Annotated in this window: 15 protein-coding genes; 4 read left to right on the plus strand and 11 right to left on the minus strand. The window is 59.9% G+C overall.

The window, feature by feature from the left end:
* Nucleotides 1-4 precede the first annotated feature (4 nt).
* From nth to metG, 8 genes are read right to left on the minus strand one after another with little or no spacing between them, the layout of a single operon-like run.
* Nucleotides 5-643, minus strand: a complete 639-nt coding sequence (gene nth, locus BMZ63_RS14295) for an endonuclease III (protein ID WP_091706551.1) — start codon at nt 641-643, stop codon at nt 5-7.
* A 15-nt stretch (nt 644-658) separates the two neighbouring features.
* The gene (locus BMZ63_RS14300) at nt 659-1,375 is read right to left on the minus strand and encodes an electron transport complex subunit E (protein ID WP_091706553.1); all 717 of its coding nucleotides are present in this window, start codon (nt 1,373-1,375) and stop codon (nt 659-661) included.
* Nucleotides 1,375-2,031, minus strand: coding sequence for an electron transport complex subunit RsxG (gene rsxG / locus BMZ63_RS14305; RefSeq protein ID WP_091706555.1), 657 nt, complete (start codon nt 2,029-2,031; stop codon nt 1,375-1,377). Before rsxG ends, BMZ63_RS14300 begins: the two co-directional genes overlap by 1 nt.
* A gap of 3 nt (nt 2,032-2,034) precedes the next feature.
* On the minus strand, nt 2,035-3,087 hold the full coding sequence (rsxD, locus tag BMZ63_RS14310; protein WP_091706557.1) for an electron transport complex subunit RsxD: 1,053 nt from the start codon (nt 3,085-3,087) through the stop codon (nt 2,035-2,037).
* A 6-nt stretch (nt 3,088-3,093) separates the two neighbouring features.
* On the minus strand, nt 3,094-4,917 hold the full coding sequence (gene rsxC / locus BMZ63_RS14315) for an electron transport complex subunit RsxC (RefSeq protein WP_091706558.1): 1,824 nt from the start codon (nt 4,915-4,917) through the stop codon (nt 3,094-3,096).
* Nucleotides 4,917-5,495 (minus strand): electron transport complex subunit RsxB, encoded by a 579-nt coding sequence (gene rsxB / locus BMZ63_RS14320; protein WP_091706560.1) that lies wholly within the window; start codon nt 5,493-5,495, stop codon nt 4,917-4,919. Before rsxB ends, rsxC begins: the two co-directional genes overlap by 1 nt.
* A gap of 15 nt (nt 5,496-5,510) precedes the next feature.
* Nucleotides 5,511-6,092, minus strand: coding sequence for an electron transport complex subunit RsxA (gene rsxA, locus BMZ63_RS14325; protein WP_091706561.1), 582 nt, complete (start codon nt 6,090-6,092; stop codon nt 5,511-5,513).
* Nucleotides 6,093-6,116: 24 nt separating this feature from the next.
* Nucleotides 6,117-8,171, minus strand: a complete 2,055-nt coding sequence (gene metG, locus BMZ63_RS14330; protein ID WP_091706563.1) for a methionine--tRNA ligase — start codon at nt 8,169-8,171, stop codon at nt 6,117-6,119.
* A gap of 181 nt (nt 8,172-8,352) precedes the next feature.
* Between metG and apbC the strand changes: the two genes are divergently transcribed.
* From apbC to BMZ63_RS14350, 4 genes are all read left to right on the plus strand, one after another.
* A complete protein-coding gene (gene apbC / locus BMZ63_RS14335; RefSeq protein ID WP_091706564.1) occupies nt 8,353-9,453 on the plus strand; it encodes an iron-sulfur cluster carrier protein ApbC in 1,101 nt (366 codons plus the stop codon).
* A 305-nt stretch (nt 9,454-9,758) separates the two neighbouring features.
* Nucleotides 9,759-10,325, plus strand: a complete 567-nt coding sequence (gene dcd / locus BMZ63_RS14340) for a dCTP deaminase (protein ID WP_091706567.1) — start codon at nt 9,759-9,761, stop codon at nt 10,323-10,325.
* Nucleotides 10,322-10,921, plus strand: coding sequence for a YjaG family protein (locus BMZ63_RS14345; RefSeq protein WP_091706568.1), 600 nt, complete (start codon nt 10,322-10,324; stop codon nt 10,919-10,921). The genes dcd and BMZ63_RS14345 overlap by 4 nt, the downstream gene beginning before the upstream one ends.
* Nucleotides 10,922-10,985: 64 nt before the next feature.
* Entirely contained in the window at nt 10,986-12,254 is a 1,269-nt protein-coding gene (locus BMZ63_RS14350) for a valine--pyruvate transaminase (RefSeq protein ID WP_091706570.1), read from the plus strand.
* On the opposite strand, the gene BMZ63_RS14355 is transcribed toward BMZ63_RS14350, so the two are convergent.
* The 3 genes from BMZ63_RS14355 to purM form a co-directional block, all read right to left on the minus strand.
* A complete protein-coding gene (locus tag BMZ63_RS14355; protein ID WP_227663673.1) occupies nt 12,251-13,000 on the minus strand; it encodes a DUF3108 domain-containing protein in 750 nt (249 codons plus the stop codon). The two genes, BMZ63_RS14350 and BMZ63_RS14355, sit on opposite strands and share 4 nt — an antisense overlap.
* A gap of 82 nt (nt 13,001-13,082) precedes the next feature.
* Nucleotides 13,083-13,745, minus strand: a complete 663-nt coding sequence (purN, locus tag BMZ63_RS14360) for a phosphoribosylglycinamide formyltransferase (RefSeq protein ID WP_091706572.1) — start codon at nt 13,743-13,745, stop codon at nt 13,083-13,085.
* Nucleotides 13,742-14,806: a phosphoribosylformylglycinamidine cyclo-ligase gene (gene purM, locus BMZ63_RS14365; RefSeq protein WP_091706574.1), complete on the minus strand. Its 1,065-nt coding sequence runs from the start codon at nt 14,804-14,806 to the stop codon at nt 13,742-13,744. The genes purN and purM overlap by 4 nt, the downstream gene beginning before the upstream one ends.
* Nucleotides 14,807-14,860: the final 54 nt, after the last annotated feature.

Below are 14,860 nucleotides of genomic sequence, written 5' to 3' on the forward strand. Positions count from 1 at the left end.
GGACTTATTGGTAGTCCCGCTTTTGCTTGAACTCGCACAAATCCTCAATAATGCAGGCGCCACACTTGGGCTTGCGCGCGGTGCAGGTATAGCGGCCGTGCAGAATCAGCCAGTGATGGGCGTCCATCAGAAACTCCTTTGGCACCAGCCGCATCAGGCGTTTTTCCACTTCCAGTACGTTCTTGCCCGGGGCAATGCCCGTGCGGTTGGAGACCCGGAAAATATGCGTGTCGACCGCCATGGCCGGCTGGCGGAACGCCGTGTTCAGAACAACGTTGGCGGTTTTGCGTCCTACCCCTGGCAATGCCTCCAAATCTTCCCGGTTATCGGGCACCTCGCCACCATGTTTCTCGATCAGCTGGCGGCAGGTCTTGATCACATTCTCCGCCTTGCTGTTAAACAGGCCGATGGTCTTGATGTATTCCTTCAGTCCATCCACACCCAGGGCAAGGATGGCCTCGGGCGTATTGGCCACCGGAAACAGCCTGGCGGTGGCCTTGTTGACACCCACATCGGTAGCCTGGGCCGACAGGATCACGGCGATCAGCAGTTCGAAGGGCGAATTGTAATTCAGTTCCGTGGTTGGCTCGGGGTTGGCGTCCCGCAGGCGGCTGAAAATCTCGATGCGTTTTTGTTTGTTCATTGTCTGTTATCGGTATCAGGAAATGTTGCCGGTTACGCGCACCCGCTTGCTGCCGGTACTCACCGGTTCTGGCTGCGCCGCCTTTCGGCGTTCGGCCAGGTGATTGTCGATGCCGTTTTTCAGCGCGATCAGCAGGCCCAGTCCAATAAAGGCGCCCGGTGGCAGCACCATGAACAGCATGTCCGGGTAGTGTTCAAAGGGGCGAATCAACCAGTCTGCCGCAGCCGGACCCAGCAACAGGTTCATGTCTGCAAACAGGGTGCCCTGGCCAATCAACTCGCGCATACCGCCGAGGATTACCAGCACCGCCAGGAAACCCAGCCCCATCATGGCGCCGTCCAGGATGGCCGGTAATGGTGGATTTTTCGAGGCAAAAGCGTCAGCCCGGCCGAGAATGGCGCAGTTGGTGACAATCAACGGAATGAAAATGCCCAGGATCTGGTACAGCTCATAGGTAAACGCCTGCATAAGCAATTCGGCGCAGGTGACAAACGAGGCAATGATCATTACAAACGCTGGCAGGCGCACCGATTCGCTGACAAAGTTACGGATCAGCGACACCGACAGGTTGGAGCCAATCAACACCAGTAATGTGGCCAGGCCCAGGCCGATGGCGTTTACAACGGTACTGGTCACCGCCAGCAACGGGCAAAGCCCCAGAACCTGGACCAGTGCCGCGTTATTGTGCCAGAGACCGTCCTTGATGATTTCGGATGAGGTTTTTGTTGCCATCAGAATTGCTCCTCTGATCCGGTCGGACCTGCCTGTACCCGCCCGATAATGTCAGCACGGTTTTCGCGGAAGTAGATCAGCGTTTTCTGCACCGCCTTGACCACGGCCCTGGGAGTGATGGTAGCGCCGGTGAACTGATCAAAGACGCCACCGTTTTTCTTCACATTCCACTGCCGTGGCCTGGGGTTGCCCAGCGATTTGCCCTCGAAGCTGTGAATCCAGTCAGATTTGCGGGTTTCAACCCGGTCACCCAGTCCGGGAGTTTCCCGGTGGCTGGTTATCCGGACACCCAGCACTTCACCGTTCAGGTTGAGGCCGACCAGAAGATCAATATCTCCGGAATAGCCGTCAGGGGCAACCGCCGGCAGTATCAGGCCGATCGGCTCGCCGTCCTGCCGGGCCACCCAGGCCTGTACCGGACCTTCCTGTGCCAGGCGCTTGCTGGCGGGCAGGGTAACAGTGTCGTTCAGCAAATCATTGTTGTGCCGGGTTTCCGGGATGATTTCGAACAGGGCACTGGCTTCGGCTTTGGCGGCCTGCTGTTCGATGCGCTCCTCGGTCATCGATTGGGTCACGGCAATGGTGCCACCGGTAATGACTGCGAACAGGCCAAGGCCGATGGCGCTGCGGCGGATGGAGGTTATCAGTGCGCTCATGGGTCAGCCTCCGTTCCTGCCGGGCACGCCGCGCCGGGCCTTGTGGTGGCCGTAGGTCCGTGGCGGCGTGTAGTAGTCGATAAAGGGGACGGCAAAGTTCATCAGTAGCACGCTGAAGGCCACGGCATCCGGATAGTTGCCCCAGGCCCGGATAACGTAAATCAGAATGCCGATGCCGGCACCGTAAATAAGTTTGCCCTGGTGACTGGTGGCGGCGGATACCGGGTCGGTGGCAATGAAGAAAGCGCCGAGCATGGTGCCACCGGCCAGTAACTGCAGTTGTACGGACGCGTACTGGTCGGGATTGTTGCCGAAGGCCAGGCTCATGATGGTCAGACCCGCAAGCATGGCGACGGGGATGTGCCAGGTGATAATGCGTAACCCGATCAGCAGCAAACCACCCGCCAGGAATGCCAGATTTACCCACTCCCAGCCCCGGGCGACCCAGTCACCGAATGTGGGGTGGTTCAGGATTTCGACAGCGGTGTGATTGGCCACCTTGTGTTTGTATTCATCCAGCGGCGTGGCCATGGTCCAGCCGTCGATGCTGGTCTGGCTGGCGGAGAATATGCGGCCGAGGGTTTCGCCGAAACCCGGCGCCCCGCCGAACAGGCCCGCGGCCTCCGCCCAGTTGGTGGTCATGGCCACGGGAAACGATACCAACACCAGCGCATAGCCCACCATGGCGGGGTTGAACGGATTGGCCCCCAAGCCGCCGTAAAGCTGCTTGGCCATAATGATGGCCGAAATCACGGCAATGCCGGACACCCACCAGGGTGCGAACTGCGGCAGCGACAGGCCCAGCAGCAGGCCGGTAACGGCGGCGGTGTTGTCTTTCAGGAAGAACACCACCGGTTTGCCCCGAAGCCTGAGGAATGCACCTTCGCAGGCCAGCGCCAGGGCGATACACCAGACCACGTTAATCAGGTTGCCCCAGCCGAAAAACAGGGTCTGGGCCAGCAGGCCGGGCAGGGCGGCAATGATCACCCAGAGCATGACCCGCGAGGTGGGGCGGGCATTGTGGGCATGGGGAGATGATTGCTGAACGAATGCCATGAACGTTTAGCCTGTTGTGGTTTCGTTGGAATGTTGTTCCCGGGCTTTTTCCAGAGTTTCTTTCGCCCGTTTGACCCGGTCGTGGTTCTTGGCCACCGCGCGCTCGAGTTTATCCACGTTATCCGCCTGCTGGGCGCGGGCCTCCTCCAGCATGCCTTCCATGGTGGCCAGTTTTCCTTCCGCCTGGGTCAGCTGTTTTTCCAGTGCCTCAATGTCCGGCTTGTCCACAGACTCGGGGGCGGTTGAATCACTTTGGCCGGTCTTCTGAGCCGTTTTGGCTTTTTTGCGTTCCAGTGCCTGTTGAACCAGCGCCGCCTTGGCTGAGCGCTCGTCCACGGCTTCACCCTTGTCCGCGGCTTTTTGTGCTTCGGCCTTTTTCTTTTCCTGGGCTTCGGCAGCGGCACGCGCTCGTTCTTTGCGGCGTTGTTCTTTCTCTTGTTGTTCTCGCTCAAGCCGGGCCTGGCGGGCCTCGAAGCGCTCCCGGGCACGGTCTGCCTTCAGCTGCTCCGCCTGCTGGTGGCGAATTTCACCCTTGGCGAAGCGATAATACTGCACCAGCGGGATAGAGCTTGGGCACACGTAGGAGCAGGCACCGCATTCAATGCAATCGAACAGGTTCAGGTGCTCGGCCTTTTCGAACTCCGCGGCCTTGGCGTGCCAGAACAACTGCTGTGGCAGCAATTCCATGGGGCAGACTTCGGCACACTGGCCACACCGGATGCAGGGCTGTTCCGGTGGCGGGGCGGGGAGTTCGCTGCCGGTGGCGGCAATCACGCAGTTGGAGGTTTTGGTGACCGGTACGGCATCGGTGGTCAGGGTGAAGCCCATCATCGGGCCACCCTGGATCAGCCGGTTGAGCTTGCCGGCCTGCAGACCGGCGAGTTGCAACAGGTGCTGCACCGGCGTGCCTATCAGTGCATCAAAGGTACCCGGCTCCTGAACCGCTTCGCCGGTTACCGTGACCACGCGCGAGATCAGCGGTTTGCCCTCGAGGACCGCGCGGGCAACCGCCACCGCCGTACCGATGTTCTGGCACATGACGCCGATATCGGCGGGAATGCCGCCGCTGGGCACTTCCATCCCGGTCAGAATCTCGATCAGCTGTTTTTCTCCGCCAGACGGGTATTTGGTGGGAATGGCGATGACCTCAATGTGAGTGCCTTCGGCAGCGGCCGTTTTCACGGCGGCGATCGCTTCCGGTTTGTTGTCCTCGATGGCAATAACACAGCGGGTCGGGCGCAGAATCCAGGCCATGATCTTGAGCCCGGCGACCAGTTCGTCGGCCCGCTCCCGCATGGTCATATCATCGGCGGTGATGTAGGGCTCGCATTCGGCGCCGTTGAGAATCAGCGTGTCCACCTTGCGATCCCGGGGCGGGCGCAATTTGATATCGGTCGGGAAACCAGCCCCGCCCATGCCGGAAATGCCGGCGTCACGGACTTTTTCCAGTATCTGTTCCCGCTCCAGTTGCTGGTAATCCGGCAGCGGTTCCAGGTCACACCATTGGTCTTTACCATCCGGCTTTAACACCACGCACCAGTCCGCCATGCCCGAGGGGTGTGGTACAGGCCGTTGTTCAATCGCTTCAATGGTGCCGGATGTGGAGGCGTGTACCGGCACACCCATGCCCGTGGTGACATCCGCAATCTTCTGGCCCTTGAGCACCCTGTCGCCCACGTTGACAACCACTTCGGCCGGCTCGCCAATATGTTGCTGCAATGGCAGCACCAGGATGTCGGGAATCGAGGCCTCGCGTATCGGGCGGCTGGTGGACTGGTGCTTGTTTTCGGGCGGATGAATGCCGCCGGAAAAATCCCACAGTTGTGTCATCAGGCGCTGGCTCCCTGGCGGTCGGTGGCGATAACGCCGGATTTCGGGGGTGTCCAGGTCCAGGTACGAATGTCCGGCTCGACGGTGATCATATCTATGCAGTCCACGGGGCAGGGTTCAACGCACAGGTCGCAGCCGGTGCATTCGCTCTCAATAACCGTATGCATGTGTTTGGCCGCCCCGAGAATGGCGTCCACCGGGCAGGCCTGGATGCACTTGGTGCAGCCGATACACTCGTCTTCGCGAATCACCGCTACCCGTTTGGCCTGCTCCACGCCGTGCTCGGCATCCAGCGGCTCGGGCTCCACATCCAGCAGGTCCGCGAGGGCCTTGATGGTGGTCTCGCCGCCCGGCGGGCATTTGTTGATGGCTTCGCCGTTGGCAATGGCCTCGGCATAGGGCCGGCAACCGGGAAAGCCACACTGGCCGCATTGGGTTTGTGGCAGCAGGGCGTCAATCTGGTCCACCAGCGGGTTGCCTTCGACCTTGAAACGTTCGGCCGCAAAGCCCAGCAGGCCGCCAAACACAACGGCCAGGGCCAGCAGCACCAGAATGGCGATGATAATGCTTGTCCACATAAAACAACCGCTCCGTCAGACCGCAACCAGGCCGGTAAAGCCCAGGAAGGCAAGTGCCATCAGCCCGGCGGTCACCATGCCAATGGCCGCGCCCCGGAAGGCAACCGGCACATCGGCCACGGCAATACGCTCGCGCATGGCGGCAAACAGCACCAGCACCAGCGAGAAGCCGGTCGCCGCGCCAAAGCCGTACAGGACAGACTCAACGAAGTTGTTGTTTTTATTGAGGTTAAGAAGTGCCACGCCCAGTACGGCGCAGTTAGTGGTGATCAGTGGCAGAAAAATGCCCAGTACCCGGTACAGCAGCGGGCTGGTCTTGCGCACCACCATTTCCGTGAACTGAACCACCACGGCGATCACCAGGATAAAGGTGATGGTGCGCAGAAATGCCAGATCCAGGGGTTCCAGCAAGTAGGTGTAGGCCAGATAGCTGCACACCGATGACAGGGTGAGCACGAATGTGGTCGCCAGCGACATGCCCATGGCGGTTTCCAGTTTGCCGGAAACCCCCATGAACGGGCACAGCCCGAGGAACTGCACCAGCACAAAGTTGTTCACCAGAATGGTACTGACCAATATCAGCAAATACTCGGTCATCGGAGCGTCTCTGTCTGCCTGTGCTTACATGACCCGCATGCCGGGAGTTGCCCCGGAATCCGGGGACAGAATGAAAATGTCCTTGCCACCGGGGCCGGCGGCCAGAACCATGCCTTCGGACATGCCGAATTTCATCTTGCGTGGTTTCAGGTTGGCCACCATCACCGTCATACGGCCTTCCAGGTCCTCGGGTTTATAGGCAGACTTGATACCAGCAAAGACGTTGCGTTCGCCATGCCCCACGTCAAGAGTCAGGCGAAGGAGCTTGTCGGCGCCTTCCACATGTTCGGCTTTGACAATTTTGACCACCCGAAGATCCACCTTCGCGAAATCCGGGAATTCAATCTCATCAGCCAGTGGTTCGAGGTCCGCGGCCGGCTCCTCTTGTTTCGAGTTTTCTTTCTGGCTGTCGCCTTGAGCGGCCGGCAGCTCTTCCTTTGAGGCTTCCAGCATTTTCTCGATCTGTGCCATGTCCACCCGGCTCATCAGCGGCTTGAACTTGTCGATGCCATGGTTTTCCAGCAGGGCGGCGCGGTTGTTCCAGTCCAGACGACTGTTCAGGAAAAATTCGGACGCCTCGGCGGTTTTCGGCAGTACCGGTGCCAGATACGTCATCAGCAGGCGGAACATGTTGATGGCGTTGGTACAGATGGCCTGCAGGTTCGCTTCCTGGCCCTCCTGTTTGGCGATGACCCAGGGCTGCTCGTCGTTCACGTACTGGTTGGCGATATCCGCCAGCTCCATGATCCGGCGCATGGCACGGCCGAATTCGCGGGCTTCGTAGAATTCCTCGATTTCTTTCCCCGCATCAATGAACGCCTGCAGTTTTTCCGACTCGGTGACAGTGCCCAGCTTGCCGTCAAAGCGCTTGGTGATAAACCCGGCGCTGCGGCTGGCAATGTTCACCACCTTGCCGATCAGGTCGGAGTTGACCCGGGCGGCGAAGTCTTCCAGGTTCAGGTCCATGTCATCCACGCCGCTGGTGAGCTTCGCGGCGAAGTAGTAGCGCAGGTATTCCGGGTTCAGGTGGTCCAGGTACGTCCGCGCCATGATGAACGTGCCACGGGACTTGGACATCTTCTTGCCGTTCACCGTGACAAAACCGTGGGCCCAGACTGCACTGGGCGTGCGGAAACCGGCATCGTGCAGCATGGAAGGCCAGAACAAGGCGTGGAAGTTGATGATGTCCTTGCCGATGAAGTGATACACCTCGGCGTCGGAATCCGCCTTCCAGAAGTGTTCGAAGTTGATGCCTTCGCGGTTGCACAGGTTCTTGAAACTGGCCAGGTAGCCGATGGGCGCGTCCAGCCAGACATAGAAGTACTTGCCCGGCGCATCCGGAATCTCAAAGCCGAAGTAGGGGGCGTCGCGGCTGATGTCCCACTCCTGCAGGCCGGCATCCAGCCATTCCGCCAGCTTGTTGGCCACCTGCGGCTGCAGGGCGCCGCTGCGGGTCCACTCGCTCAGGAAGTCATGGAATTCCGGCAGCTTGAAGAAATAGTGCTCCGATTCCTTCTCAACCGGGGTGGCTCCGGAAACCGCCGACCGTGGGCTAATCAGCTCGGCCGGGGTGTAGGTGGCGCCACAGGCCTCGCAGTTATCGCCGTACTGATCCTCGGTCTTGCACTTCGGACAAGTGCCCTTGATGAACCGGTCCGCCAGGAACATTTCCTTTTCTGGATCGAAAAACTGGGTGATCTTGCGCGTGGCAATGTGCCCGTTGTTCTGCAACTGGCGGTAGATGTACTCGGAGAAATACTGGTTCTCTTCCGAGTGCGTGGAGTAATAGTTGTCGAACCGGATGTGGAAGCCGGCAAAATCTTCCTGGTGCTCGTCACTGATGCGCTTGATCAGCTGCTCCGGGGTAATACCTTCGCGCTCGGCGCGCAGCATGATCGCGGTACCATGGGCATCATCGGCGCAAACGTAGTAGCAGTTGTGGCCACGCATTTTCTGGTAGCGCGCCCAGATGTCGGTCTGAATGTACTCCAGCAGATGCCCCAGGTGGATAGGCCCGTTGGCATAGGGCAGGGCGCTGGTAATCAGAATATCGCGCTGTTGGTTACTCGCTTGCGTCATGATGATGTCCGAACCTTTTGTCAGTAAGGGTTGGAATGCCAAAAATCGGGGCGCGGGGCACAACCGGCATTGATTGGCCCAGGTAAAGACCCCATATGGTCAGAAACAGGCGCAGATGATACCTTCCAAACCATCAATTTTCACCTGCATCCGTGCTTATGAGCATATTCCGGAGCCCCCGATGACACAGATTGCCCAATCAGCCCTTGAAGCGGCCATCAAAGAATACCGCGACCCTTACCTCAACAAGGACTTGTTCGAGCTGGACGCCGTGAAAACCCTGAACGCCGACGACAACGGCCAGGTCACCCTGATGGTTGAATTGCCATACCCGTCCAAAGGCATTGCGGGCGGCCTGAAGCAAATCGTCACCAACGCACTGGAAGGGGTTGATGGCGTGGAAAACGCCGACGTGCATGTGGGCCAGAAAATCCACGCCTGCAAAATCAACAAAGACATCTCCCCCGTGGCCGGCGTGAAAAACATCATCGCCGTCGCCTCCGGCAAGGGCGGCGTGGGCAAATCCACCACCGCCGTCAACCTCGCCCTGGCCCTGAGTGCCGAGGGCGCCCGGGTGGGGATACTGGATGCCGACATCTACGGCCCCAGCGTCGGCATGATGCTCGGCGTACCCGAAGGCAAACGCCCGGACGTGCGCGAAAACAAATACTTCGTGCCCATGCAGGCTCACGGCCTGCAAGCCAACTCCATGGCCTTCGTTACCACCGACAAAACCCCCATGGCCTGGCGCGGCCCCATGGTCAGCGGCGCGGTGATGCAGCTGCTGGAACAGACCCTGTGGGACGAACTCGACTACCTCATCGTCGACATGCCGCCAGGCACCGGCGACATCCAGCTCACCCTGGCCCAGAAAGTCCCCGTCACCGGCGCGGTCATCGTCACCACCCCGCAGGACATCGCCCTGCTGGACGGCAAAAAAGGCATCGAGCTGTTCCGTAAAGTTGATATTCCCGTGCTGGGCGTGGTGGAAAACATGAGCGTCCACATCTGCAGCAACTGCGGCCACGAAGAGCCGCTGTTTGGCCACGGTGGTGGCGAGAGAATTGCCGACGACTACGACACCACATTGCTCGGCCAGCTCCCGCTGCACATGACCATCCGCGAACAAACCGACAGCGGCCAGCCGACAGTCGTTGCCGAACCAGACTCCGAAGTGGCCCGGCGCTACCGCGACATCGCTCGCAGGGTAGGAGCGGAGCTGTCCACCAGAGAGCGTAATCTGGGTGGCACGATTTCCAGCGTTTCGGTGACCGAGCATTAACGAAACGCAGGTAATTCAGGAAAGGTCTGGCCTGTGAGCTAGTGGAGGCCAGCTGGAAATGAATACGCAGGGTCAGGGTCCCCCTCCCAAAAATTTTGAGGGCCAAGGATGGCCCGAAATAAGCGCACAGGGACCGTGCTTGTAGCGGTTTTTGGGAGGGGGACCCTGACCCTGCAGTACTCCGAGACAGCGGTTTTTGGGAAGGGTGCCCTGATCCGAAAGTACTCTCCTAACACTTCGACAGACCCACAGGGAAAAGGTAAACTACGCCCCAATTTTCCCAGCTGGAAACGAGAAACTCATCCATGAGCATCAAATCCGATAAATGGATCCGCCGAATGGCCGCCGAACAGGGCATGATCGAACCCTTCGAAGCCGGCCAGGTGCGCGAATCCGAGAAAGGCCGCGTTATCTCCTACGGCACCTCCAGTTACGGCTACGACGTGCGCTGCAGCAACGAATTCAAAATCTTCACCAACGTCCACAGCGCCACCGTCGACCCCAAGAACTTCGACGAAAACAGCTTCGTCAACTACACCGGCGACACCTGCATCATCCCGCCGAACAGCTTCGCCCTGGCGCGCACCGTCGAGTACTTCCGCATCCCGCGTAACGTACTGACCATCTGCCTGGGCAAAAGCACCTATGCGCGTTGTGGCATTATCGTCAACGTCACACCGCTGGAGCCCGAGTGGGAAGGACAGGTGACCCTGGAGTTCTCCAACACCACCAACCTGCCGGCGAAAATCTACGCCAACGAAGGTGTGGCGCAGATGCTCTTCCTCGAATCGGACGAGCAGTGTGAAACCAGCTACAAAGACCGGGGCGGCAAATACCTGGGCCAGACCGGCGTGACCCTGCCGCGGACATGAACGCCAACCAGTTCCTCAAAGCCGTCTCACAACTGCAGGGCTGGCGCGAATGCGCCTTCCTGCTGGCGCTTGCCGAGCGCTCCTTCCCCAACTACGCGCTGTTTGCAGAGGCCGTTGGCCTGAAGACCGGCGGCAAAATGCGCCAGCTGCTCGACCTGGGCTGGGAATCCCTGCAGAAAGACACCAGCGAAGCGGCCATCCCGCAGTTGCTGACCAAACTCGAAGGCCTGTGCCCGAATGTGGAGGACTACGACGCCTATGGCGTGTATCCCGCCTTCGATTTCTGCCAGTTGCTGGAACAGGCGCTGTTGAACCGCCTGAACCCCGACAAGCATCGCGCTTCGGATGCCTCTGCCCTGGCCACCAAAACCGTGATGGATTTTGTCGAATTGTCCGAAGGGGAGGAGCTGGAAGAGAGCGAGCTGGTTAACCTGTTCGAGCATCATCCGCTGCTCAAGGAAGACAAGATATTCCAGCGGGACCTGGTGCTGGCTCTCAAACGCCAGCGGGTTCCCCGGGAAGAGTTCATCGCCGAGCTGCGGGAACAGGCCGCCAATGGCGGTGTCAGTAACCTCGGCATAGCCCTGGACGGCTAAAACCGGGCAACCGGTCTACACTTGCCTGCAACCCTCTGTTGAATTGTTGTGAACGGATAACTTCATGAAACTCTCTGCTTTTGGCCGCAAGTTCACCGCCGATGCCGGTATTACCTCCCTGATGGACGACCTGGGCAATGCCATGGCCTCCGGCGAGGACATGATCATGATGGGCGGCGGCAACCCCGGCCACATTCCCGAGATTCAGCAACGGGTGCAGGAGGTGCTGGCCAACATCACCAAGAGCGATGAAGACATGCGGCGCCTGGTGGGTGTTTACGATCCGCCCCAGGGTGAAAAACAGTTTATCGCCTCGCTGGCGGCACTGCTCAACCGGGAATACGGCTGGGACCTGAAGCCGGAAAACATCGCCCTGACCAACGGCAGCCAGGCGGCGTTCTTCATGCTGTTCAACATGTTCGGCGGAGATTACGGCGACGGCCATCGCAAGCACATCCTATTGCCGCTGGCTCCGGAATACATCGGTTACGCCGACGCCGGCATCGAGCCGGAACTGTTCCGTGCCGTGCGCCCGGATATCTCCTTCACCGACGGCCACGAGTTCAAATACCGGGTCGATTTCGACGCCGTGGAAGTGACCGGTGAAACCGGCGCCATCTGCGTGTCACGGCCCACCAACCCCACCGGCAACGTGGTCACCGACGAGGAACTGGGGCGCCTTGAAGAGCTGGCGCGCCAGCAGAATATTCCGCTGATCGTTGATGGCGCCTACGGCACCCCGTTTCCAAGCCTGCTGTTCACCGAGGCGCACCCGACCTGGAACGAGCAGATCATCCTGTGCCTGAGCCTGTCCAAGCTGGGCCTTCCGGCGGCTCGCACCGGTATCGTGATTGCCGAAGAATCGATTATCAAAGCGCTGTCCGGCATCAACGCCATCATGAACCTGGCCACTGGCAGTTTCGGTGCCATGCTGGCGGAGCCGCTGGTGCGTTCGGGGGAAATCCTGTCACTGAGCCGCGACGTGGTCTGCCCCTTCTACAAGGCCAAGATGGAAAAGGCCGTGGCGGTGTTCCACGAAGCCATGGGCGAGGATACCTGCCGCTGGTACATCCACAAGCCGGAAGGCGCCATGTTCCTGTGGCTGTGGTTCCCGGATCTGCCGATTTCCAGTCTGGAGCTGTACCAGCGCCTGAAGGCTCGTAACGTACTGGTGGTCTCCGGCCATTACTTCTTCCCGGGTCTGCCCGAGGACGACTGGCGCCACCGCCATGAGTGCCTGCGGGTGACCTATTCCCAGGATGACGAGCGCGTGGCGGAAGGTTTGAGAATTATTGCCGATGAGGTGAAGGCTGTGTGGGCGGAGCAGGGCTAAATCTCCGCCTCTTTTAGTCGCAGCTCATACTCACTGCCATCCGGCTCAACCTGCAGCAGGCGCACCAGCAGATAATCCTGTTCCGGATCAAACCACATCAGCGTTTCCCGCTTTGAATCGTCCTCCCGCACTTTTTCCGCCTTCAGGGCGTTCACGGTCCGGCCATTCAGTTTAAGAGTTTCTTCCTCCAACACGGCAAACCGGTCATCATCGTAATCACCCTTGTCGATAACCTGATAGATCACATCCCGTTTGCCGGCCTTCAGGTCCTGGTGCAGCTGCAGCTGGAAACCCAGCGGGTCCAGAACGCCGTCCGCCAGTTCCAGCTCAAATTCCTCGTCCCGATAATGACCGGAGGCCACGCCCGCCTGCCAGTCGAAATCAATGGCCTGTTCCCGGTCCTTGATCATCAGGCCGGAGAGCTTGTAGCGGTAGCGCAGGGGGACCACCTGGCCGTCATCCCAGCGAAACACCAGGGATTCGTTGATGTCCGCAATGAACGAATCCACTTCCGTGCGGTACAGCCAGACGCCGTTGCCCTGGTCCGACAGCTCTCGTTTGCCGGCACCGTTGAGCGTGATGCCCTTGGACATGGAGGCCGAGTAGGTGGCGGAGTAGGGGGACAGTTCGGCGGGTGAGGGATCCGTTTCCGGTTCGGCCGGGTCGGCCATGGCGTTGTTGGCCATCAGGGCGAAGACAAGCCCGGTCAGGGTTGAAAGGGCGCGAGTGGTGGGGCGGTGAATCATCCGGTCGCCTCTCTCCTCATGGAAATAATAGGTTGATACCCTAGTTTACCGTGGCAGAGAGGCGAGCGGGATGACAATACGTTCAGTCCTGGCTCAGCCTCATGGGTTCGGCGAGGGGCTGGCCGTCAAACAGCACGTGGTCAGAGCCGAGCTGTATCCTGCCTTCGCAGAACCAGCGTACCACTATCGGGTACAGCAGGTGTTCCTGTTCCTGAACCCGCTCGGCCAGTGAGTCGGCGGTGTCGCCGGCATGCACCGGTACTTCCGCCTGGGCGATCACGGGGCCGCCGTCGAGCTCTTCGGTCACGAAATGCACGGAAACACCGTGTACCCTGTCGCCGGCCTCCAGTACCCGTTGATGGGTGTTCAGGCCGGTGTAGGCGGGCAGTAGCGACGGGTGGATGTTCAGCATCTTGCCCCGGAAGGCGTGCACGAAATCCGAGGTGAGAATGCGCATGAAACCGGCCAGCACAATCAGGTCAGGGTTGTAGCGACGCAGCTCGGCCATCAACGCGCCGTCGAACTCTTCCCGGGAACCGTGGTTCTTGTGGTTCACCACAAACGTGGGGATGTTCGCCTGGGCCGCACGTTCAAGCGCAAACGCATCCGGTTTGTTGCAGCCAACGGCAATGATCTCACCGGGGTAATCCCGTTCCCGGCTGGCGTCAATCAGCGCTTGCAGATTGGTGCCACTGCCGGAGGCCAGGACGACGATGGACGGTTTCGGAGCCGGATCTGCCTTCATGCCTTCAGCAGCCCCGGCGCGTAACGAACCTCGGCGCTCTGGTCGGCGTTTTCCGCAGCTTCCAGTACGCCCACCTGCCAGACCTTCTCGCCCAGGGCATGCAGGGTGTCAATGGCCAGGTCTTTCTGCTCGGCCGGCACACAGACAATCATGCCGATGCCGCAGTTAAAGGTGCGGTACATTTCCTCGGAGGCCACGCCGCCGTTTTCCTGTAGCCACTGGAAGACTTCCGGCAGTTCCCAGCTCTGGGTGTCGATGGCAGCAACGACGCCGTCGGGCAGTACCCGGGGAATGTTCTCCGGCAGGCCACCACCGGTAATGTGCGACAGCGCGCGTACATCCACTTCACGGATCAGTTGCAGCAGGTTTTTCACGTAAATACGGGTGGGGGCCATCAGCGCGTCGGCCAGGGTGGTGTCACCCAGTGGCTGGTTCAGGTTGGCGTTGCTGATGTCGATGATCTTGCGGATCAGCGAATAACCGTTGGAGTGCGGGCCGGAAGAGCCCAGCGCTAGCAGTACATCGCCGGCCTGCGCCCGGCTGCCATCGATGATCTGTTCACGTTCGGCCACGCCCACGCAGAAGCCGGCCAAATCGTAATCATCGCCATCGTACATGCCGGGCATTTCAGCGGTTTCACCGCCCACCAGCGCGCAACCGGACAGCTCGCAACCGGCGCCGATGCCTTCCACCACCTGGGCGGCCACATCCACGTTCAGCTTGCCGGTGGCGTAGTAGTCCAGGAAAAACAGGGGTTCTGCACCGCCAACCACCAGATCGTTCACGCACATGGCCACCAGATCAATGCCGATGGTGTCGTGCTTCTGCAACTGCATGGCCAGGCGCAGTTTGGTGCCCACGCCATCGGTACCGGAAACCAGGACCGGCTCTTTGTAACCGGCGGGAATGGAAACCATGGCACCGAAACCGCCGAGGCCGCCGAGCACTTCCGGGCGGCGGGTGCGGGCTGCCGTGTTCTTGATGCGGTTTACCAGATCGTTGCCGGCATCGATGTCCACGCCGGCGTCGCGATAGGTAAGGGAGGGCTTTTGTTCGCTCATGAAAGTTCAACCGTTGGCCTGTGATTCAGGCCGCGGATTTTAGCAGGTGCGCAT

Origin of the sequence: Marinobacter persicus, from assembly GCF_900114155.1 — a bacterium.
In the GTDB taxonomy this organism is placed as follows: Bacteria; Pseudomonadota; Gammaproteobacteria; order Pseudomonadales; family Oleiphilaceae; genus Marinobacter; species Marinobacter persicus.

Bases quoted from the DNA above. Each gene is read 5' to 3' on its own strand.
- nth (WP_091706551.1), bottom strand. From the start codon at position 643: ATGAACAAACAAAAACGCATCGAGATTTTCAGCCGCCTGCGGGACGCC.
- BMZ63_RS14300 (WP_091706553.1), bottom strand. From the start codon at position 1,375: ATGGCAACAAAAACCTCATCCGAAATCATCAAGGACGGTCTCTGGCAC.
- rsxG (WP_091706555.1), bottom strand. From the start codon at position 2,031: ATGAGCGCACTGATAACCTCCATCCGCCGCAGCGCCATCGGCCTTGGC.
- rsxD (WP_091706557.1), bottom strand. From the start codon at position 3,087: ATGGCATTCGTTCAGCAATCATCTCCCCATGCCCACAATGCCCGCCCC.
- rsxC (WP_091706558.1), bottom strand. From the start codon at position 4,917: ATGACACAACTGTGGGATTTTTCCGGCGGCATTCATCCGCCCGAAAAC.
- rsxB (WP_091706560.1), bottom strand. From the start codon at position 5,495: ATGTGGACAAGCATTATCATCGCCATTCTGGTGCTGCTGGCCCTGGCC.
- rsxA (WP_091706561.1), bottom strand. From the start codon at position 6,092: ATGACCGAGTATTTGCTGATATTGGTCAGTACCATTCTGGTGAACAAC.
- metG (WP_091706563.1), bottom strand. From the start codon at position 8,171: ATGACGCAAGCGAGTAACCAACAGCGCGATATTCTGATTACCAGCGCC.
- apbC (WP_091706564.1), top strand. From the start codon at position 8,353: ATGACACAGATTGCCCAATCAGCCCTTGAAGCGGCCATCAAAGAATAC.
- dcd (WP_091706567.1), top strand. From the start codon at position 9,759: ATGAGCATCAAATCCGATAAATGGATCCGCCGAATGGCCGCCGAACAG.
- BMZ63_RS14345 (WP_091706568.1), top strand. From the start codon at position 10,322: ATGAACGCCAACCAGTTCCTCAAAGCCGTCTCACAACTGCAGGGCTGG.
- BMZ63_RS14350 (WP_091706570.1), top strand. From the start codon at position 10,986: ATGAAACTCTCTGCTTTTGGCCGCAAGTTCACCGCCGATGCCGGTATT.
- BMZ63_RS14355 (WP_227663673.1), bottom strand. From the start codon at position 13,000: ATGATTCACCGCCCCACCACTCGCGCCCTTTCAACCCTGACCGGGCTT.
- purN (WP_091706572.1), bottom strand. From the start codon at position 13,745: ATGAAGGCAGATCCGGCTCCGAAACCGTCCATCGTCGTCCTGGCCTCC.
- purM (WP_091706574.1), bottom strand. From the start codon at position 14,806: ATGAGCGAACAAAAGCCCTCCCTTACCTATCGCGACGCCGGCGTGGAC.